The 19,243-nt window shown below is 62.7% G+C and carries 16 protein-coding genes and 1 pseudogene; 8 read left to right on the top strand and 9 right to left on the bottom strand.

Going from position 1 to position 19,243, the window contains the following annotated elements; all coding sequences use genetic code 11:
* Positions 1–211 precede the first annotated feature (211 nt).
* Positions 212–3,724, top strand: coding sequence for a DNA methyltransferase (locus tag G020_RS0113500; RefSeq protein WP_024329968.1), 3,513 nt, complete (start codon positions 212–214; stop codon positions 3,722–3,724).
* 160 nt (positions 3,725–3,884) lie between these two features.
* A complete protein-coding gene (locus G020_RS15330) occupies positions 3,885–4,958 on the top strand; it encodes a hypothetical protein (RefSeq protein WP_156002774.1) in 1,074 nt (357 codons plus the stop codon).
* 644 nt (positions 4,959–5,602) lie between these two features.
* On the opposite strand, the gene G020_RS15115 is transcribed toward G020_RS15330, so the two are convergent.
* The 5 genes from G020_RS15115 to G020_RS0113530 all read right to left on the bottom strand — a co-directional run bounded on the left by G020_RS15115 (position 5,603) and on the right by G020_RS0113530 (position 8,680).
* Positions 5,603–5,872 (bottom strand): Txe/YoeB family addiction module toxin, encoded by a 270-nt coding sequence (locus tag G020_RS15115; RefSeq protein WP_081647443.1) that lies wholly within the window; start codon positions 5,870–5,872, stop codon positions 5,603–5,605.
* Positions 5,847–6,125: a type II toxin-antitoxin system Phd/YefM family antitoxin gene (locus tag G020_RS0113515; RefSeq protein WP_018864398.1), complete on the bottom strand. Its 279-nt coding sequence runs from the start codon at positions 6,123–6,125 to the stop codon at positions 5,847–5,849. The genes G020_RS15115 and G020_RS0113515 overlap by 26 nt, the downstream gene beginning before the upstream one ends.
* 492 nt (positions 6,126–6,617) lie before the next feature.
* The gene (locus G020_RS0113520; protein ID WP_369774147.1) at positions 6,618–7,778 is read right to left on the bottom strand and encodes a Fic family protein; all 1,161 of its coding nucleotides are present in this window, start codon (positions 7,776–7,778) and stop codon (positions 6,618–6,620) included.
* A 298-nt stretch (positions 7,779–8,076) separates the two neighbouring features.
* Positions 8,077–8,394 (bottom strand): type II toxin-antitoxin system RelE/ParE family toxin, encoded by a 318-nt coding sequence (locus G020_RS0113525; RefSeq protein WP_024329970.1) that lies wholly within the window; start codon positions 8,392–8,394, stop codon positions 8,077–8,079.
* 4 nt (positions 8,395–8,398) lie between these two features.
* Complete coding sequence (locus G020_RS0113530; RefSeq protein ID WP_024329971.1) at positions 8,399–8,680, bottom strand: type II toxin-antitoxin system Phd/YefM family antitoxin; 282 nt, start codon at positions 8,678–8,680, stop codon at positions 8,399–8,401.
* A gap of 143 nt (positions 8,681–8,823) precedes the next feature.
* Here G020_RS0113530 and G020_RS0113535 point away from each other — a divergent pair, with 143 nt between their 5' ends.
* Positions 8,824–9,516 carry a hypothetical protein gene (locus G020_RS0113535; RefSeq protein ID WP_024329972.1) on the top strand — a complete coding sequence of 231 codons (693 nt, stop codon included), beginning with the start codon at positions 8,824–8,826 and terminating at the stop codon, positions 9,514–9,516.
* Positions 9,517–9,672: 156 nt separating this feature from the next.
* Entirely contained in the window at positions 9,673–10,137 is a 465-nt protein-coding gene (locus G020_RS0113540; RefSeq protein WP_024329973.1) for a HEAT repeat domain-containing protein, read from the top strand.
* On the opposite strand, the pseudogene G020_RS15645 reads toward G020_RS0113540, so the two are convergent.
* Positions 10,134–10,319, bottom strand: a pseudogene (locus G020_RS15645) (helix-turn-helix domain-containing protein); the annotation flags it as partial. The gene G020_RS0113540 and the pseudogene G020_RS15645 sit on opposite strands and share 4 nt — an antisense overlap.
* A 137-nt stretch (positions 10,320–10,456) precedes the next feature.
* Here G020_RS15645 and G020_RS0113545 point away from each other — a divergent pair.
* The 3 genes from G020_RS0113545 to G020_RS0113555 all read left to right on the top strand — a co-directional run bounded on the left by G020_RS0113545 (position 10,457) and on the right by G020_RS0113555 (position 16,170).
* Entirely contained in the window at positions 10,457–12,418 is a 1,962-nt protein-coding gene (locus G020_RS0113545) for an HD domain-containing phosphohydrolase (protein ID WP_024329974.1), read from the top strand.
* Positions 12,419–12,563: 145 nt separating this feature from the next.
* Positions 12,564–15,059, top strand: coding sequence for a PAS domain S-box protein (locus tag G020_RS0113550; protein ID WP_024329975.1), 2,496 nt, complete (start codon positions 12,564–12,566; stop codon positions 15,057–15,059).
* Between the two features lie 826 nt (positions 15,060–15,885).
* Positions 15,886–16,170: a hypothetical protein gene (locus G020_RS0113555; protein WP_024329976.1), complete on the top strand. Its 285-nt coding sequence runs from the start codon at positions 15,886–15,888 to the stop codon at positions 16,168–16,170.
* A 283-nt stretch (positions 16,171–16,453) separates the two neighbouring features.
* On the opposite strand, the gene G020_RS0113570 is transcribed toward G020_RS0113555, so the two are convergent.
* Genes G020_RS0113570 through G020_RS0113580 form a run of 3 tightly spaced genes read right to left on the bottom strand, consistent with a single transcriptional unit; the run spans position 16,454 to position 18,358 of the window.
* Positions 16,454–16,888, bottom strand: a complete 435-nt coding sequence (locus G020_RS0113570) for a hypothetical protein (RefSeq protein ID WP_029681339.1) — start codon at positions 16,886–16,888, stop codon at positions 16,454–16,456.
* Positions 16,885–18,060: an AI-2E family transporter gene (locus G020_RS0113575; RefSeq protein WP_029681340.1), complete on the bottom strand. Its 1,176-nt coding sequence runs from the start codon at positions 18,058–18,060 to the stop codon at positions 16,885–16,887. Before G020_RS0113575 ends, G020_RS0113570 begins: the two co-directional genes overlap by 4 nt.
* A gap of 13 nt (positions 18,061–18,073) precedes the next feature.
* Entirely contained in the window at positions 18,074–18,358 is a 285-nt protein-coding gene (locus tag G020_RS0113580) for a DUF3185 family protein (protein ID WP_369774146.1), read from the bottom strand.
* A gap of 662 nt (positions 18,359–19,020) precedes the next feature.
* Here G020_RS0113580 and G020_RS0113585 point away from each other — a divergent pair.
* Positions 19,021–19,243, top strand: a 223-nt coding sequence (locus G020_RS0113585; RefSeq protein WP_196800305.1) for a helix-turn-helix domain-containing protein, incomplete at its 3' end; no start/stop codon positions are given.

Here is a 19,243-nt window from a genome sequence, read left to right on the forward strand (position 1 = left end):
ACCCACCGGGCCGGATCGGCCGGAGGGTCGCCCACCCCGCGTAGGAGGCCAGCCCCCTGGCCGATCGGGGCCCGGACGACCCACCCGGCCGAATCGGCGAGAGGGCTCGCCTCCTACCGACCGGCCCGCCGGCCGACCCGGCGCCGGACACGGGACAACGGCGATCTGAATCGGTATCGTTTCCCCGGAAAGATCGAAGGAAATACGGCCGATGGACGCAACCGCCGAGGCGCCGGCACACGCCGACGAAGAACCCGCCGCAGCCATTGCCGCGCCGGAGCAGGTCGAGGCCTTCCTCGAGCGCTGGCGCGACACCGGCGGCTCCGAGCGCGCCAACTACCAGCTCTTCCTCACCGAGCTGTGCGCGCTGCTGGACCTGCCCCAGCCCGACCCGGCCAGCGACGACACTGCCGACAACGCCTACGTATTCGAACGCCGCGTGACCATCCGCAACCCGGATGGCAGCGAGAACCGCGGCTACATCGACCTCTACCGCCGCGGCTGCTTCGTGCTCGAGGCCAAGCAGACCGGCAAGGGCCTGCACACCCAGGGCTGGGACAAGGCCATGCTCGCCGCGCAGAACCAGGCCGACCAGTACGTGCGCGCCCTGCCGGAAGACGAAGGCCGCCCGCCGTTCATCGTCGTCACCGATGTCGGCCGCAGCCTGGAGCTCTACTCCGAGTTCTCCCGCTCCGGCGGCACCTACGTCCCCTACCCGGACCCGAGCCGCCACCGCATCCGCCTGGAAGACCTGCGTGACCCCGAGATCCAGCAGCGCCTGCACCACCTGTGGCTCGCGCCGGACCAGCTCGACGCCAGCAAGCACGCCGCCCGTGTCACCCGCGAGGTCAGCGCGCGCCTGGCCGAGCTCGCCAAATCCCTGGAACAGCACGGCTTTGATGTGGAGCGCGTCGCCCACTTCCTCAAGCGCTGCCTGTTCACCATGTTCAGCGAGGACGTCGAACTCCTGCCCAAGGGCAGCTTCACCGCCCTGCTGGAACGCCTGCAGCAAAACCCCGAACACTTCCCCGACGCCATGCGCTCCCTATGGGAGACGATGAACACCGGCGGCTATGAAGGCCAGCTGATGCACAAGGTGCAGCGCTTCAACGGCGGCCTGTTCCAGAACATCGACCCCATCCCGCTCAACGCCGACCAGATCGGCCTCCTCATCCAGGCCGGAAAGGCCGACTGGCGCTTCGTCGAACCCGCCATCTTCGGCACCCTGCTGGAACGCGCGCTGGACCCGCGCGAACGCCACAAGCTCGGCGCCCACTACACCCCGCGCGCCTACGTGGAACGCTTGGTCATGCCCACGCTCATCGAGCCCCTGCGCGCCGAATGGAACACCGTGCAGGTCGCCGCCGAAGCCTGGCTGCAACAGAACAAGCCCGACAAGGCCCTGGACGAGCTGCACCGCTTCCACCACCGGTTGTGCGAAACGCGCGTGCTCGACCCCGCCTGCGGCTCCGGCAACTTCCTCTACGTCGCGTTGGAACACCTCAAACGCCTCGAAGGCGAAGTGCTCAACCTCATCCGCGACCTGAGCGCCGGCCAGGCCACCTTCGACACCGAAGGCCTCACCGTCGACCCGCACCAGTTCCTCGGGCTGGAGATCAACCCGCGCGCCGCCGCCATCGCCGAAATCGTGCTGTGGATCGGCTACCTGCAATGGCACTACCGCCTGCACGGCCGCCTCAGCCTGCCCGAACCCATCCTGCGCGACTTCCACAACATCGAATGCCGCGACGCGCTGATCGACTTTGACGCCCGCGAACCCATGACCGACGACCACGGCCAACCCGTCACCATCTGGGACGGCATCAGCTACAAGAAAAGCCCCGTCACCGGCGAACTCATCCCCGACGAAACCGGCCGCACCCCCGTCTACCACTACAGCAACCCGCGCCGCGCCGAATGGCCCGAGGCCAATTTCATCGTCGGCAACCCGCCGTTTATTGGCGCCGCCACCATGCGCCGCGCCCTGGGCGACGGCTACGTGGACGCCGTGCGCAAGGTCTTCAAGGGCATCGTCCCGGACTCCGCCGACTTCGTCATGTACTGGTGGCACATCGCCGCCGAGAAGGTGCGCAAGGGCGAGGCCCGGCGGTTCGGCTTCATCACCACCAACAGCCTGCGCCAGACCTTCAACCGCCGCGTACTCGAACCGCACCTGAACGACAGCAAGAAACCCCTGTCGCTCGCCTTCGCCATCCCCGACCACCCCTGGGTGGACAGCGCCGACGGTGCCGCCGTGCGCATTGCCATGACCGTCGGCGTACCCGGAGACCAGCCCGGCACCCTGCGCCATGTCGTCAACGAACGCGACGCCGGCGACGACGCACGCACCGTGGAACTGAGCCACAGGCCGGGGAAGCTATTCTCGGACCTCACCATCGGCGCCAACGTAGCAGGTGCCATCACCCTGCAAGCCAATCAGGGCATCAGCAGCCCCGGCGTAAAACTGCACGGCGCCGGCTTCATCGTGACGCCGGACGAGGCAGCAGAACTCGGTTTGGGCAAAACACCCCAAACCGCCCGCGTCATCCGCGAGTACCGCAACGGCCGGGACCTCACACAGCGACCACGCGGCGTCATGGTCATCGACCTCTTCGGGTTATCTTCCGAAGAGGTAAAGGACCAATTCCCCTCGATCTATCAGTGGGTGCTGGAGCGTGTAAAGCCCGAACGAGACGCCAAGGGCCGCACCAAGGACGGCGCCGGATATGCCAAATTCTGGTGGCTTTTCGGAAAACCACGTCAAGAATTGCGCCTGATGCTCGAGGGGCTCCCACGCTACATCGCCACTGTCGAAACTACGAAGCATCGCGTCTTCCAGTTCCTCGACGCGGACATCCTGCCCGACAACATGCTGGTGAACATCGCCATCGACCGACCCGCCACCTTGGGTGTCCTGTCCAGCCGCATCCATGCCGCCTGGGCGCTTGCCGCAGGCGGACGCCTGGGCATGGGCAACGATGCCCGCTACAACAAGACCCGCTGCTTCGAGACCTTCGCCTTCCAGGAACTCGACGACCAGCAGGCCACCACCATCGGCGACCTCGCCGAACGCATCGACGCCCACCGCAAGGCGCGCCAGGCCGAACACCCGGACCTCACCCTCACCGGCATGTACAACGTCCTAGAAAAGCTGCGCGCCGAAGAACCGCTGACCGCCAAGGAACGCACCATCCACGAACAGGGCCTCGTCTCCCTGTTGCGCGAACTGCACGACGAGCTCGACCGCGCCGTCTTCGACGCCTACGGCTGGAACGACCTCGCCGACCGCCTCGTCGGCCGCCCCGGCGCCACCACCCCGCTGCCGGACAAGCCCGCCGCACAGGCCGAAGCCGAAGAAGAACTCCTCACCCGCCTCGTCGCGCTCAACACCGAACGCGCCGCCGAAGAAGCCCAGGGCCACATCCGCTGGCTGCGCCCCGACTACCAGGCCCCCGAAGCCACCCAGACCACCGCCACACTGGAAGCCAAACCCGAGGCCGCAGCCGCGACCCCGACCGAACCGGCCAAAAAGCCCACCTGGCCCAAATCCATGCCCGACCAGGTCGAAGCCGTCCGCCGCCTCCTCGCCATCGGCCCCCAAACCCCCGACGCCCTGGCCACCCACTTCAAGCGCAAACCCACTAAGTCGATCACCCAGGTCCTCGCCGCCCTCCAAATCCTCGGCCAGGCCACCACCGACAACGACCACTGGCGCCTGACATGACCCGCTTTCCGATGCCTCATAACCGCTCACTTATCCTGCGGGAGCGGCCCTCAGTGCTTCCCTCAAAGTGGCAAATCTATGCAATCGGCGCCCCCAATGCCACCAACGCAACGCTTTATGTAGCAACTACTCAATTATTTCACGGACTTGATAGTTAACAATGAAGCAGGAAGCAAATAGAAAAGAAATTGAGACGCTATACATCTTGGGCGCTGGTGCGAGTTATGGGCTGACCGAGGTTAAGCCCCAGAAAAATCCCTATTCCCGATCAGTAACACCACTGGACAGCGATTTTTTAAAACACATTGAATATTTCAAGCCCTCGAACGGATGGAGAAAAGCTTCGACAGAGCTTGTTGTAAACGAATGGTTCGACCGTACACCAGCGACAGATTATGGACTCGAACAGGCGATAATAAACCGCGTTAGCCAGTACGAATTTCTATCGAATCTGCACCCTCGAAAAATACGTGGAAAGTGCAATAACCCGGAATATCTAAACCACCTCTCGCATCTCATCGCGGCATACCTGTCGCAGTGCAGGGCAAATAGGTCCGGGCAGGCAAAAAGGCTAATAGAAACCCTCTTTCCTGCGAATACCCCAGCTTCTCAATATAACGACCGAATCATCACATTTAACTACGACACGATACTTGACCGGCCATTGATAGATCGAGGTCTATCTAAAAAGAAAATATATTTTGACAGAATCGCGCACGACGAATCCCATGGGACAAGGAGAAACTCGGATGAAGCATTCCCTCATCCCTTGCTATTAAAACTTCATGGGTCAATAAACTGGCGCTGCAATAAGACGGAATTTGAGAGAATAATCTCTGGGTCGACAGTCCCAAACAACAAGATACCAGTTTGGTCAGATGACAGCGGAAACCCCAATCCGGCAGACAACGAGTCACCCCTTATTATACCACCCATACCGAACAAGCCGATCACTGCGACGAGCCTTTTTCGGTTTTTATGGACGCTGGCTTATGAGTACATGCATCAGGCAAGGAAGATCGTGATTGTGGGTTATTCCTGCCCTCCTACGGATACGCTAGCCAGGACCATGTTCAGCCAGTTCAAAAGTGCCAAGCTGGAAGATATATTTGTAGTAGACCCGGACGCTACCGCACTAAAACTCTACCGAGAGTTGCTGGAGCCCAGGACGGCATCAAACGCCAAATGGCATTACTATTCCGACGTTCGCGCCTACATAGAGGAAGAGATTTGACAGGAGCGGCCGGAGCGTAGGGCTCTACTTCTGAGATCGGTACTTCAATCTTAGGTATCTATTTCTGGCGGCCAGGCAAAGACGCTCATACCTTTAGGTTCGACACACATGGCGGTACCCAGCAAGGATAATCAGTGATTGATTCGCTAGAGATTTGGCTCCCGGTGGTAAGGGATCTCGTGATGGCGTTAGCTGCCGTTGTTGCGGCCTTTGCTGCAATATTCGGGCTTTGGACGTGGAGGAGGGAGTTAGCTGGCAGAGAAAGGTTTCATGCCGCAAAGCAACTCGTTATGTGTGGTCATCGACTGTGGAAAGCTTGCGATAGACTGCGGATGGAGGCTGGCCCCGGTGAGGCGCCGCATTTCGGTGACGAAAACGGGGACAGATTTATTTTCTCAGGAAAAAGGCAAGGCCTGACCCCGAAGCCCCGTGATGCGTGCCACACAATCACTATTATCTTCACAGGAAAAACGGGGACAGATTTATTTTCTCACGTCGGACGTGACGGCGGACGGCCAGGACGCCGCCGCTCAATGCGACAGCCGATGATCTGCTCCACCTCATCCACAAAACGCATCAAGGGAGAGGCAAAGGGCAAGGTGTGACCCCGTGATTCCCGCTTTTAAGTCCCGGACGTCAGAGGGTCAGAGCCTGTCGTAATGGCCACCGATGGCGAAGATGTAGATCGCCTGGTCGTCGAAGCGGTAGATCAGGCGGTCCCGGGCGGAGAGACGTCGGGACCAGAAGCCCGAGAGCGAATGCCGAAGGGGCTCCGGCTTACCCGTACCTGTGGCCGGGTCGTTTCGGAGCATTTCCTTGAGGATTCGGCGCAGGGCTCGATGCAGCTTTGGGTCGCGCTCTCGGAGCGTTTCGTAGGCGGTCCAGGTATTACCCTCGAATACCAGTGATCTCATCCATCTCCCCTTCCGTGGGACGGTAGCCTTCTCCCTTCCGATGGGTAGCGGCCGAATCGGCGATTTGCTGCATCAGGCTGGAGTTCTGCAGGACGTAGAGCGTTTCCTGCTCCCGCTCCCAGTCATCCGCACTCATCACCACAAAGGCCTCGCCCGCTCGGCGCGTGACCTTGAGCGGCGTGTGCGTCGTGACGGCCTCTTCCACGAAGGCCTTCAGGTTCTCGCGAAACCGGTTCACGCTGACTGTTTCCATGGCGGACCTCAAACGTACGGAAGTACCGTACAACTATAGACATCCTTCAGGTTCGGTTCAATTGCGTCTTCCGGCCCATCGAGAGGACTTTGGGGGTCAGACCTTGCCTTTTGCCCTCGCATCAAGTGAGAGGCACAGGTCAAGGTCAGATCCCCGTGATTCATGACGCCGTAACAAATAACGGGATCGGACCACGGTAACTCCCTGTAGCGACGGGACTTTCGTGCTCTCAAGGGCGGTTTCTGAGCCTTGAACGAAGCCTTTCACACCCGAAATGGGCCCTTCTTGGTTCCCTGGGCGCGCACAGGCATGATTCGCTCAAGAGCGTTATCGGAAGAGGGCATCCATCTTGTTTACATGCCGCAGCAGCCCCTTCTCCCGCAGGAGCCCAGCCCTTCGGGCGACGGGGCAGCTGGATACGCCCGATCGGCGCGAGAGGGCTCGCCTCCTACAGTGGTAGGGCCCCAACCTGACCTGGTGCGACGAGACGGGTCATCCGGGCGTGTCCGGCAAGGCGTAACTCGTGCTGCGTCCACCGCCCGGGTTCTTCTTTAATGCGCCTCGAGCCACCAGGTCTGCAATGTCGCGCTGCGCCGTATCCTGCGAGCACTTGGCCATCCGGGCCCAACGTGAAGAGGTCATCCCACCTTCGAACCCGTCCAGCAGGCGATTGAGAACCTTGATCTGTCGGGCATTGAGCGGCTTCGTGGCGAAGCGCTCCCAGAATTGGGCCTTGAACAGCACGGGCTCGAGTGCATCCTGGGCGTTGCTCAGGGAACGCTGCAGGCAGCCCAGGAACCATTCCAGCCACAGGGTGATGTCCAGGTCCCCCTGTTTCTGAGTCCGCTCCAGGATGGCGTAATAGTCACTGCGTTCCCGAAGGATCTGCCCGGACATGCTGTAGAATCGTTCCGCCGAACCATCCGCTCGTGCCAGCGCCATATCGGCGATTGCCCGAGCGATACGCCCATTTCCATCCGCGAACGGGTGAATGGTCACGAACCAGAGATGGGCCAGCCCCGCCACCACTAGCGGATCCAGAGGGCCGGGCGCCTTGAACCACGCGACGAAGGCGTCGACCTCCCCCGGGATTCGCTCGGCCGGTGGCGCGGAGAAGTGCACCGTCTCCCGACCAACGGGACCCGACACCACCTCCATCGGCCCTTCATCGTCATCCCGCCAACGCGCGACCGGAATCCGCGTCATCCCGGTACGTCCCGTCGGAAACAGGGCCGCATGCCAGTCGAACAGCCGATCCACTGTCAGTTCACGGTCAAAGGACTTCGTGGCATCCAGCATCAGCTCGACCATGCCGTCGACGTCCCGCCCTGAAGCGGTCAGTCCACCGGCCTCCAGGCCGAGGCGACGTGCAAGCGAGGAGCGCACCTGATCCAGAGGCAGTCGCTCGCCTTCGATCGCGCCGGAATCCACGATATCCTCCGACAGCACGCGAAACGACGCTTCCTCGCGCAGTGCGAATCCCAATCCCTGCATCCTTCCGAGCAGCCGACCCTGCTCGCGCGCGGCTGCAGCCAGCATCGGCGCGATATGTTCCGCGTCCCACTGCCAGCGGGGCCAGCCGGTCAGTTCCCAGATGTATTGCACGACATTCTCCGCAATATATGCGTAGATTATGCGGATCAATCTCCGCATTTCCAAGCGGCTTCGGGGTCGGGCAAAATCATGACGGGGTCGGACTACGGTAACAGACTGACTTTAAACCGATTGTGAAATCTGAAGGGCTGCTCCAGGGCGTTAAACGGCGAATTCCGGCCCATAAATGGGCTCTTGCTCTGAGATTAGATCCCACTCCGGCACCGCAAAGGGGATCGATAGAGTCTCGGGTCGCTCCGACGGATTGCCGCGGCCTCTTCGAGGCCTCGCAATGACGGTGGGCCGGGCTCGCGTGCGCTCAAACGCCACGAACCGTGAGCGGAGGTCTGGTGGCTGCCTAGTTCTTCTTCGACGCTCCACCAGGGAGGTGCAGCAGGCGTTCGCTTCGCCAGACGCGGACAACCCTCGCCCGACCGGGATCACGGCGGTACACGATGCGGAACGGTGGATGGACGACCTCTCGCAGGAATGGCTGGTCAAATTCGGGCACGACCCTGCCGATGTCGGGGTGGTCGTTCAGGGCCTGGACTCGCTGGAAAATCTCTTGCACCAGCCTCTGTCCGACCTCCGGCACGCCTTGCTCCGAGTACCACTCCTGCATCTGCTCGAGATCGCGCAGGGCGCATTCGGCAAACGTGATCGTAATGCCGGGCATATTGCTAGTTGAGACCGAGCTGCGCCCTGGCCTCGTCCAGCGAGACTTCCCGGCCGGCCTCCAGGTCCGCCAGACCCGCGACGACGGCCCGCATGAATTCCCGCTCTTCCTCGGCCTTTTCGTAATCCGCCACCGACTGCACCACGGCAACACCCCTGCCCCGGCTAGTCAGCAGTACGGGCCGGTGAACCTCGGCCACGTGTTTCATAACCCGTCCGGGATTCGCCTTCAGATCGGTCAGGGGGACCAGGTCTTCGGAAAATTTGATCATCACGATCCGCTCCATCGTAAGCCGCCGTTAGGGCGAACTATAGCACCTGTTAAAAGGGCCATGGAGAGCACTCTGCGGAGGAAGAGGGCACCCATGCTCTTCGGGCTCGGGTAACGGCACCAGTCGCTCGGGCGAGGCGATAGAGGAATGTTGGCGGCATGGAGATCGTCGACGCCATTCGCGAGTGGCTGCGCCTGGCCGGTCTGGCGCCCTCCTCGCACAACACCCAGCCCTGGAGGTTCCGTGTGGACCGCGCGGGGGTGGAGGTCTGGACGGATCCAGCGCGATCGCTTCCGGTGAACGACCCGACCGGGCGCGAGCGCATCATCAGCTGTGGCTGTGCAGTGCTGAACCTGCGCGCGGCCGCCGCCGCTGACGGCCACGGGCTGACCGTGCGCCCGGTAACGGACGCGGAGAGCCGCGCGGAGGTCGCTGACCTGATCCGGGCGGCGACGACAGCACAATGGAAGAACCCGGCCTGGCGCCGCGAACTGGCGCACTGGATGCGCCCGCCCTCCCGCGGCGACGGGCTGCCGGTCGGGCGTATGACCGGCGGTCTGACCCGCTGGAGCGTCCGCCATCTGGTGTCCGCCCAGGCGATGGCTCGCGCCGAGGCGCATGTGGCCCGGGCCGCACCGCTACTGCTGACACTGGGCACGGGGATTGAAGGCCCGATGCAATGGCTGACGGCCGGACAGGCCCTACAACGCGTACTGCTCGAGGAGAGTTACGACGCGCGCCCACTCGCGTCCGGCATTCGGGCCTGGTGGTCTCTCGGATTCGCCTGCGACAATGGCCAACGCACGGCCTCGACGGATGCATTCGCATCCCGGGAAAAGGGAGCAGAGTGAATCCTGAGCCGGTGGAGCCCTATGAATATGATCCCTACCTGCTGTCCCCTTCGCAGGGCGCGCCGCCCGGAAATCCGCACGAACCCGGCGGACCGCGCGCTGCGCCGCCGGGAGGCCGCGTCTCCCTGGCGGCTGGCGGCGTGGCTGGCCAGCGGGATGCTGTTGGGTGCCTGCACCGGTGCACCACAGCCCGAGCCGTCCACCACCGAAGACGCCGTGGCGCAAGAACAGCCGGCCGCCGAGGCGGATGTCCCCGTGGAGGGGTTCGCCAGCCCCGAGGCCGAGATCCGCTACTACCTCGACCGCTTGTCGGATCGCGAGTTCGTCGAGACCTACGGGGGCGAGGAGCATCCGCGCATCTGGTACACCGCGGCCGAGGCGCTCGGGCGGATCGGGGCGCCCGCCGTGCCGCATCTGGTGCCATACCTCGATTCCGATGATCCGTGGGAACTGAAACTCGCGCTGTACGCCCTGATGCTGGCCACGCAGGATCCGGCGGTGACCTCGCGCACCGGCGGCGAGTACATCCGCCAGGGGACCGTCCTCGACGAACGCGAGAACGCAGCTAACCGGGCCATCGCCCGCGACTGGTGGGAACGCTGGGGTCACCTCTGGGATTAGAGACACGCTGATGGACCAGTGTTTCCCAATGGCACATCCGTTTCCCACAACACTGCGGGATGGCGGTCGGCGATGCTCAAGAGGGTCCGCGCAGCGTCCGACAGCTTGCGCCGGCCCTGATCCCGGGCCTGGAGCGTACGGGGGGATACACCGAGCAATTGCGCAAAACGGGTCTGGGTGAGGCTGAACCGGGCCCGGGGAAAGCGTAGCTACCTTTGCGTTGAGGACCAGCACCGCCCAAATCCGGGGGCTGCTAGCATGGCTTTTTCTATCCGTACCGGGTTCTTCTTGATCCGGACTGGTTGCAGGGATCTCGAGCATGCGCAACTCGTATTTGGAAAAGACGGTGGATTTCACTCGGCTACTATTCGAATGCCCCCGGATCGAACAGGCCCATCAGCAGTGGCTCCAGGCGCTGGACGCCATTCCGGACCCCATCCTGCTGCACGACAACGACGGGCGGATCCTGCGCGTCAACCAGGCCTACGCCGAAAAGGCAGGCGCGTCCTATGGCGAGTTGATCGGGTCACCCTACTGGCACTTCTTCCCGCGTCAGGACGACCCCCTGCCCGAGTGCCGCGCAATCGCCGAAGGGGCGGATTACCGCAGCCGGGAACTCCATCTGGCCTCGGGGGAGGCTTACCAGCTCTTCGCGTATGCCGTCCGGGATCCGGAAGCGGATCAGCGCTTCGCATTCAACGTCTTCCGTGATATCACCGACGAGGTCCGCCATCGGCAACAGCGGCAGGAACAGGAGGCCTTCTTTACCACCCTGGCAGAGACTGCCCGGGACGCCGTCGTGGTCATGGACCCGGAAGGCCAGGTGGCGTACTGGAACCGGGCGGCCGAGGAGGTTTTCGGCTATTCCTCCGGGGAGGTGTTGGGGAAGCCCCTGCATCCGCTGATTGCCGCACCCCGGCACCAAGGGAAATACGAGGCGGGCCTGCGCCACTTTGTGGAGACCGGGGAGGGGGCCGTCGTCGGGGACACCCTGGAGCTGGAGGCTCAGCACAAGGACGGAACGGTCTTCCTGGTGGAACTGTCGGTTTCGGCTGTTCAGTTCGAGGGGGGCTGGCACGCCCTCGGGATTTTGCGGGATATCACCCGGCGCAAGACCCGCGAACGCCGGCTCGCACGCACGACCGAGTACCTGCGGGCCCTGATCCAGGCCCATTCCGCCCTGGTCACGGCCGAAGACGAGGGCCAGTTGTTCCAGGATGTCTGCCAGGCCCTGGCCGATGCCCGGGAGTACCCCCTGGTCTGGGTGGGTATGGCTCGTGAAGGAGCCGACCACCCGGTAGAAGTAGTGGGGTCGGCAGGCCCTCGCACGGATTATCTGGACACCGTGGTGGTGACCTGGGACAGCAGCGAGTCCACGGGGCAGGGCCCTACGGGCCGGGCAATCCGGGAGGGCAAGCCCCAAATGACCCGCAACATGGCCACCGACCCCAGCTTTACCCCCTGGCGGGAGCCCGCCAGGGAACGAGGATTCGCCTCTTCCATTGCCCTGCCTCTCCAGGTGGACGGCGAGACCATCGGAGCCCTCAATGTGTATGCCACCGAGCCCGAGGCCTTTGACGACGAGGAACAGTCCCTGCTGGAAGGATTGGCAAAGGACCTCTCGCGCGGTCTCAAGGCCCTGCGGACGCAAAAGGAACGCGACGAAAGCCAGACCGCCCTGCAGGAGGCTCTGGTCGATACGGTCGAGGCCATCGCCCGTCTGGTGGACAAGCGCGACCCCTACACGGCGGGCCACCAGAAGCGCGTGGCCGAACTGAGCCAGGCGATCGGCCGCAAGCTCGGATGGTCCGAGGACCGGGTCAAGGGCCTCTACCTGGCCGGCCTGATCCACGACCTGGGCAAAATCAGCATCCCCTCCGAAATCCTGAGCCGCCCGGGTACGCTGTCGCCCATGGAGTTCGAGCTCATCAAGGAACATGCCCGGGCCGGTTACGACATCATCCGGGATGTCGCCTTCCCGTGGCCGGTGGCGGACGCCGTCCTTCAGCACCACGAGCGACTGGATGGGTCCGGCTACCCAGACGGGCTGAGCGGTGACGAGATCCTTCTCGAGGGACAAATCCTGGCCGTGGCGGATGTGGTGGAGGCGGTCTGTTCACACCGCCCCTACCGCCCGGCCTTCGGCATCGAGGCGGCCCTGGACGTCATCCAGAACGGGCGCGGGACCCAGTTCAGCCCCGAGATCGTGGATACCTGCCTGGCACTGTTCCGGGACGATGGTTTCCTGTGGGAGGATACCGAAGCAAGGTCGGCCCCCTGAGTTCCATTCGGCAGGGCCAACGGAAGGCGCACGCGCTACGTTGCTTCCCGGATACCGGAGAGTGGTCCATTGTATGGGTCGGGGGCGCGACACGGGCTATCGCGAGGGAGTGGGGAGTGAATCTGACAAGGGGGGGACATCCAACGTGAGCAAGGAAGCGGATGGGGAAAGCTCGCCGCTCGAGGCCAATTGGCAGTACTGGAAATATCAGCTGGCGTTCGAGCAGTCCCGCGACGCAATCATGTTTCTCGACGGCGATCGCTTCGAGGATTGCAATCCGGCCACATTGGCGCTGTTCCGGGTTCCCGATGTTGCGACCTTTGCGGCGCTCCATCCCGGCGAGCTTTCACCGCCGTTCCAGCCCGACGGCCGCCCCAGCCGCGCAGCGGCAGCCGATCACATCGACCAGGCCCTGCGCGAGGGCCAGGCCTTCTTCGAGTGGCGCCACACCACGTGGGATGGAACCGAATTCCCCGCCGAGGTCCTGCTAAGCCGTATCGATCTGGAACGGGGTCCCCTCCTCCAGGCGGTGGTGCGCGATATCAGCGATCGCAAGCAGGCCGAGCTCGCCCTGCAGGAGCGCGAGAAGGACCTGGCCGAGGCACAGAATATCGCCCAGGTAGGAAGCTGGGTCTCGGATTTCCACACCAACGAGATACGCTGGTCCGACGAGGTTTACCGCATCTTTGGTATGGCCCGCGAGGAATGGGGTGCCAGCCACGAGTCGTTCATGGCAGCGGTCCACCCAGCGGATCGGAGCAAGGTGCAGTCGGCGCTCGAGGCTTCGTTTCAGGGCGATCCCTACGACGTGGTCCACCGGGTCATCCACCCTGACGGTGAGGTGCGTACCGTCCGCGAGCGGGGTTATACGGAGTTCGACACCGACGGCGACCCCGTACGCATGGTCGGCACGGTCCAGGACATCACCTCGCAGTACCAGCTGGAGGACAACCTGCGGCGCCTGGTAGCGATCCTGGAAGGAACTCCCGACATCGTCAGCATGCACGGCCCCGACGGCACGCTGCTTTACCTGAACGCCCCCGGGCGGCGCCACATGAGGCTTCCCGAACGCTCCAGTGGTGAGGTCTGGCAGCCGGACACAGGCTGGGACCGATCGGACTTCCCTCCGGAGGCAGAGGACCTGGAATCGACGCTGCGGTGGGCCCACCCGCCCTGGGCGCTCAAGAAGGTGCTCGACGAAGGGCTTCCGACAGCCTGCAAGGAGGGGGCCTGGCAGGGCGAAACCGCTCTTCTGGACAGCTCGGGGAACGAGATACCGGTCTCACAGGCGATCATTATCCACCGGGACGACTCTGGCGGGATCCTTCAGATCTCCACCATTTTCCGCGATATCTCCGAGCGGCGTGCCCTTGAGTCTCAACTGCGCAAGGAAAAGGCGCTTTCGGAATCCATTCTGACGAGCCTGCCCGGGGTCTTCTACATGCTCGACGAGCAAGGTCGATTGACCCAGTGGAATGATCGGCTGGCCGCGGTGACGGGACACACCGCCGAGGAGCTGCAAGGGGCCGATGCACGGAAGTTTGTCCCAGAGGAGGAACAGGACGGTATTACGAAGGCCATCGCCGAAACCTTCGCGGACGGCAGCACTCTGGTGGAGAGCAGGCTGCGCACCGCGGAGGGGGACCGGCCCTATCTGTTTCACGGTTATCGAGTCGAGTTGGAGGGAGCCCCTTACATTCTGGGCGTTGCGCTGGATATGTCCACACGCCACGCCCTGGAAGATCAGCTCCGACGCGAGAAGGCGGTCTCCGAATCCATCCTTGACGGCCTGCCCGGTGTCTTCTATATGCTCGACCGGGAAGGTCGCCTCGTTCAATGGAACGAACAGATGGAAACGGTGACGGGCCGCACCCCGGAGGAGCTGGACGGGATTGACGCCCTGGCGCTCATTCCGACTGCCGAGCAGGAGCGGATTGTCGAAAGCATCCGCGAAACCTTCTCCCGTGGCAGTACGCTGGTCGAAAGCAAACTGTTGACCGTCGAGGGCGAGACCCCTTACCTGTTCAATGGGCTGCGAATCAAGGTCGATGGCCAGCGTTACCTGTTGGGTGTGGGGCTGGACATAACCAGGCAAAAGCGCCTGGAGGCCGCCCTGGAACACGAGGCCTCGACGGACCCCCTTACCGGGGTCACGAACCGCCAGCGCTTCGATTCGGAGCTGGAGCGCGCGTTGGCTCGCTACAATCGCTACGGCAGCCCGCTCGCTCTGGCGATCATCGACCTGGACCATTTCAAACGCGTCAATGACGTCTACGGACACGACATCGGCGACCGCGTCCTGGTGGAGCTGACCGAACGGCTGGCCGGAGAGATTCGAGAACCCGATTTTCTGGCCCGCTGGGGTGGCGAGGAATTCGTGGTGCTATTGCAGGAAACCGGGGCCTCCGACGCCTACTCAATGGCGGAGCGATTGCGCCGGCGGGTCGCGGCCGAACCATTCCCCGATGTGGGACCCATTACCGTCAGCGCGGGCCTTGCCAGCGCCCGCGCCGGAGACAACGCGGACACACTGCTGAAACGAGCGGACGACGCACTCTACGAAGCCAAGCGCAACGGTCGTAATCAGGTGGTGGTCCATGCTAATGCCCCGGAATCCGAGGAAGGCGGGGCCAGGTCCTAGTAACGAACTGACTTCGACTTTCGAATCGTAAGGGCCGCAAGGGCTCGAAAGAGGACAGCCACGTTTCTGCGGACATCCGGGCTCAGGTCTTGCCTGTTGCCCCGCTCCACGGCCGGCTGGCCACATTCCATAGCACCTCTGCCGATTCCCACGGTTTCTTCGAGTCCTCGCAATACAAGCACCCGGCGCACCAACGTGGCCCTGGAGCGCAGCGGTACGCGCCCCGGGGCTCCACGCGCCTCTGGCCAACAAGAATGCCCGCACGGTCTGGGCCCTGATGGCCCATGACCGGACGTTCGACCCCGGCCTGCGCGGCGCCGCCGCGTAAGCCTGAAAAAACGGAGAAGCGAACGCGTTATTACGTACCCAACCCTCGATTGCGCAAGCGATTGAGCATGATGGCAACGGGAGCGATCCCGGTGGGGGCCAGTCCGATCATTGCGAAGCACCTCGAGTGCGCGACCTCGCTGGGACCCTCCACCCGCGGAATCCATCGGGGACCGTGGCAAATGAAAGCCGCACACGCAGTCCGAATGTACGGGAGCAATCGTCGCCCCGAAACCATCTACTCAAACGCTTGGCAAACCGGGGGCGTCCATGTACGCAATGACGGTGGGCCGGGCTTGCGTGCGCTCAAACGCCACGAACCGTGAGCGGAGGTCTGGTGTTTCCCTGGTTGTCAGGTCCGTGAGGATGGTGGCTTTTGTGCCTTTGTTCGCTACCGCGCAGACGGGTGTTGGCCAGTGCGAGAAACTTTCCGTTGCTCGCCAGTGGAAGCCGATTGGCGGCTTCCACTCATGTTCCACCGCAGCAACGGGAAATAACCATGGACACACAAGGCAGTAGCGAACACGCCACCACAGACCGTATCTCCGAGCGTGCCCACGAGACCGTAGACCAGGCCGCCCGAGGCGCGGGAAAGGCCGAAGAACGGATCCGCCGGGAGGCCGAGCGCGCGGAGGACAGCGCCAAGGAGGCCGGGGCGAAGATCAAGGAGCAATCCGAAGAAAGCCTGCAGTCGATTACCAGCTTTGTGGGGGAGCATCCTTTTCTTTCGCTGGGTCTTGCCTTTGCCGCGGGGACCTTGGTGTCTACTTTACGACGCCGTTAATTGTGTTCCGCGGCCACCAATTGAGGCAGGAGGCCGCGCAGTTGCGCGGCCGCATTGATCATAGTGCCGGTCTTCTTCGGCAGCGTATCGACCACCACATGCACCGGGCGGGGGTATTAATCCGTAGCCCCGTGGCCCTGCCCATTGCCTTTGGGTGCGGTGTATTGGCCGAACGTCTGCGTGTGCCCGGCATCAAACATGTCTTCGGACTGGTGGCAGGGCAGATGAAAACCCTGCAGCTCGCCTCCAGCCTCCTCGGCTTTCCAGTCCGCTGACCCCGTGCTCACCTCTCCGGGGGCGGCTGGTCTGGAGCGTCCCCGACAGATTTCGCGTGGGCGAGCAAACTGTTGACGCTAGCCCGGCTCTCACGAAACGTAAGGTCCCTTGTAATGTGGTGCAGTCGCCAGAACGTCAACCCCGCAAGCACCAGGTGAGCCAGTGTCACGGCCAGCAGCGCGCCCATCAGGCTGAAGGCTTGCAGGTTTGCCAGCGCTACGACCAGGGCCGCACCGGCAAACAGCCAGCTCGCGACCAGCAGGAGCGCAATGGCCACAACTAATCCAAGCATCACCAGCAGGGTGTACCCAAACAGCCGGGATTCCACCGCTACCACGCGTGCCAAATCAGCGAACACGGTCTTCAGAAGGCTTGTGATGTCCTGACTGTCTTCGTTCCCGCCGTCCGGCGCTTGGTCTTGAGGGGAATCTGTTTCCTTCATGAGTGGTCCTCTCGGCTGCTGAGTGCCTGTTTTAGACTGGTCTTGATTTCGCCCCAGATGGCTACAATGAATGCTGTCAGGGGAACTGCGAGTACCATCCCGATAATTCCGTTCAGGGCGGTCCCCCAGAAGAACAGGGAGATCACCACGAGTGCGGGGTGCAGGCCCGATCGGTTGGCCATGATTTTTGGGGTCAGCAGCCAGCTTTCGATCAGTTGTACGATCGCGAATGCCAGTCCGGTCAGCATCAATAACTCGATGCCGCCTCCCGGCTGCAGATAGGCCGCTGGCAGGATCACCAACAGCCCGATCACGGTGCCCAGGAAGGGGACGATATTCAGCAGGCCCAGCACGAGCCCGGCCAGCACGCCGTACTGCAGGCCGATTATCGTAAAGCTGAACGCATACAGGGCTCCCATGATCACGGCGATCATCAGCTGTCCCTGGAAGAACGCGGTGATGTAGCCCACGAATACATCCATGAAATACAGCACTTTCTGCTGGGTGCGCTCGCGGAAGACTGACAACACTTCGGATGCCTGGCCCCGGAGCGCATTACCCGATAGCAGAGCGAAGAACAGATACAGAGGCACGAATCCAATACTCACCAACATTCCCAAATAGGACATCACGGTCGCACTGGTGCTCGGCTTTGAAGGATCTGCCTCTTTCCCGTTGTCGCTCGCCATTTGTTCCGAAATCAAGGCGCTGAGTTCCGGAAGGTAAAACTCCAAATCGTCCTTCCAGCGCAGGAGTGTCTCGGGCAAAGTGGTCAGCAACTCGATGATCTGGTCGGTCAGGGTGGGGACAAGAAAGAACATCAGGGTGCCGCCCCCAAGAAAGAAGATCAGCATTAGAAGCATGATTGCGAGCCATCGGGGGAGGTGGATCCGCTTCTCCATAAAGTCCACCACAGGATGGAGCACCAGCGCCAGGATGCCCGCGATGGAAAGCGACAGGAGAAGGTTGTAGAACGTACTCAGGATCCAACCGAACGACCACGCGACGACTACGATTAGCGCGGCGAGAGTCACCAAAGTCAACAAGACCGCCGTGTAGCGAAACAAGCGCAGCTCGGCCACGTTGAACATCCGCTTATTCGGCATTAATGCATGGTCTTGAGCGGCCCCCTTCGTGCCGCCATTCGGGTCTTCCTCCGTGGCGCGCGGCATTGTGCATTCCGGCTTAGTGGTGGCTTTCCGACTTGCCAAACAGCAACAGGGCAACGCCTGCCACGGAAGAGGCCGCGCCGAGTATCACGAGCCAGACGGTAGAGTCCGTGAATCGGCCTGTCACTGCTTCGGATACCTGGTCACCCAGGCTTTGCGATGACTGATATGCCATAAACAGTAGGATCAAACCCGCAACCAGAAGCACCAGGCCTAGTATTTTTGTAATCGCCATGTTCAAGCTCTCTCGTCGATGGGGGACATTGTTCCGTTGCAAACGCAAATTGCGCGGGAGCTCCATTTGGCATCGCCAGCCGATACGTCGGTTGAGCCACGATGCATCGTCGCTTCGGCAGGCTTGACCCAGCCAGTTCGGCGCTCTTGTCGACACCTGGGCCGAGTGGCCTCCTGGTGGACCCGATCACCGGGCCGCCGCAGGACGCGCCGCCCGGACACCGATGGCGTCAGCCCGAGAGGCGTTCGGTCGGGAACGCTGATTGGTTCGCACGCCCGTGTTGGTATCCGGCATCTGCCCGGGACGAAGCGCGCCGCTCAGCGCCCTGTCCGCAAGCAAAACCGACACCCGCGCGGACGTGCGAACCAATCAGCGTCTCCTTGAGCGAGCGGTATGGCTCTCGATCATGGAGCGCTTGAGTCCCTTGCGCGGCTTCAGCGCCCGCGAGCGAATACCGAACCACCGATCGAACCACGGTCCAGCGCCAGACCTGCATGAATTAGCGCATGACGCCGTGCACATCCCTGCGCGTCTCATGCTGAATGGGGCAGAGCTCGTCACCGGGACGGGGGTCTCCGCCACTTCGATCAGACCCGCATGCGCTCGGCGATATGCCGTCTGTACGTGTCAGGTCACGCCTGATTGCATACCGCGAGAGAAGGCACCCCTGTTTCATGCCCGGGAGTGGATGAGTATTGTGCCCGATGAGCGAACGGGAGGCTGACCGCATGGCGAGTACCATCCATTCCAACGCCCGCACCACACCCCGGATCCGGCAGGAACTGCAGGAGGCGCCGGCCGGCGTCAGCGACCCGGAACTGGCCCGGCGCTACGGCATCAGTCGCATGACGGTGCGCAAGTGGCGCCGCCGGCGCACCGAGGTGGAAGACCGGACCCATCGTCCGAAGACGATGCACACGACGCTCACAGCGGAACAGGAGGCGATCGTGG

The organism is Thioalkalivibrio sp. ALR17-21, from assembly GCF_000420185.1.
In the GTDB taxonomy this organism is placed as follows: Bacteria; Pseudomonadota; Gammaproteobacteria; order Ectothiorhodospirales; family Ectothiorhodospiraceae; genus Thioalkalivibrio; species Thioalkalivibrio halophilus.

Bases quoted from the DNA above. Each gene is read 5' to 3' on its own strand.
- G020_RS0113525 (WP_024329970.1), bottom strand. From the start codon at position 8,394: ATGCCCGGCATTACGATCACGTTTGCCGAATGCGCCCTGCGCGATCTC.
- G020_RS0113530 (WP_024329971.1), bottom strand. From the start codon at position 8,680: ATGGAGCGGATCGTGATGATCAAATTTTCCGAAGACCTGGTCCCCCTG.
- G020_RS0113500 (WP_024329968.1), top strand. From the start codon at position 212: ATGGACGCAACCGCCGAGGCGCCGGCACACGCCGACGAAGAACCCGCC.
- G020_RS0113545 (WP_024329974.1), top strand. From the start codon at position 10,457: ATGCGCAACTCGTATTTGGAAAAGACGGTGGATTTCACTCGGCTACTA.
- G020_RS0113570 (WP_029681339.1), bottom strand. From the start codon at position 16,888: ATGAAGGAAACAGATTCCCCTCAAGACCAAGCGCCGGACGGCGGGAAC.
- G020_RS0113540 (WP_024329973.1), top strand. From the start codon at position 9,673: ATGCTGTTGGGTGCCTGCACCGGTGCACCACAGCCCGAGCCGTCCACC.
- G020_RS15115 (WP_081647443.1), bottom strand. From the start codon at position 5,872: ATGAGATCACTGGTATTCGAGGGTAATACCTGGACCGCCTACGAAACG.
- G020_RS0113580 (WP_369774146.1), bottom strand. From the start codon at position 18,358: ATGGAGCTCCCGCGCAATTTGCGTTTGCAACGGAACAATGTCCCCCAT.
- G020_RS0113535 (WP_024329972.1), top strand. From the start codon at position 8,824: ATGGAGATCGTCGACGCCATTCGCGAGTGGCTGCGCCTGGCCGGTCTG.
- G020_RS0113520 (WP_369774147.1), bottom strand. From the start codon at position 7,778: ATGCGGAGATTGATCCGCATAATCTACGCATATATTGCGGAGAATGTC.
- G020_RS0113555 (WP_024329976.1), top strand. From the start codon at position 15,886: ATGGACACACAAGGCAGTAGCGAACACGCCACCACAGACCGTATCTCC.
- G020_RS0113575 (WP_029681340.1), bottom strand. From the start codon at position 18,060: ATGCCGCGCGCCACGGAGGAAGACCCGAATGGCGGCACGAAGGGGGCC.
- G020_RS15330 (WP_156002774.1), top strand. From the start codon at position 3,885: ATGAAGCAGGAAGCAAATAGAAAAGAAATTGAGACGCTATACATCTTG.
- G020_RS0113515 (WP_018864398.1), bottom strand. From the start codon at position 6,125: ATGGAAACAGTCAGCGTGAACCGGTTTCGCGAGAACCTGAAGGCCTTC.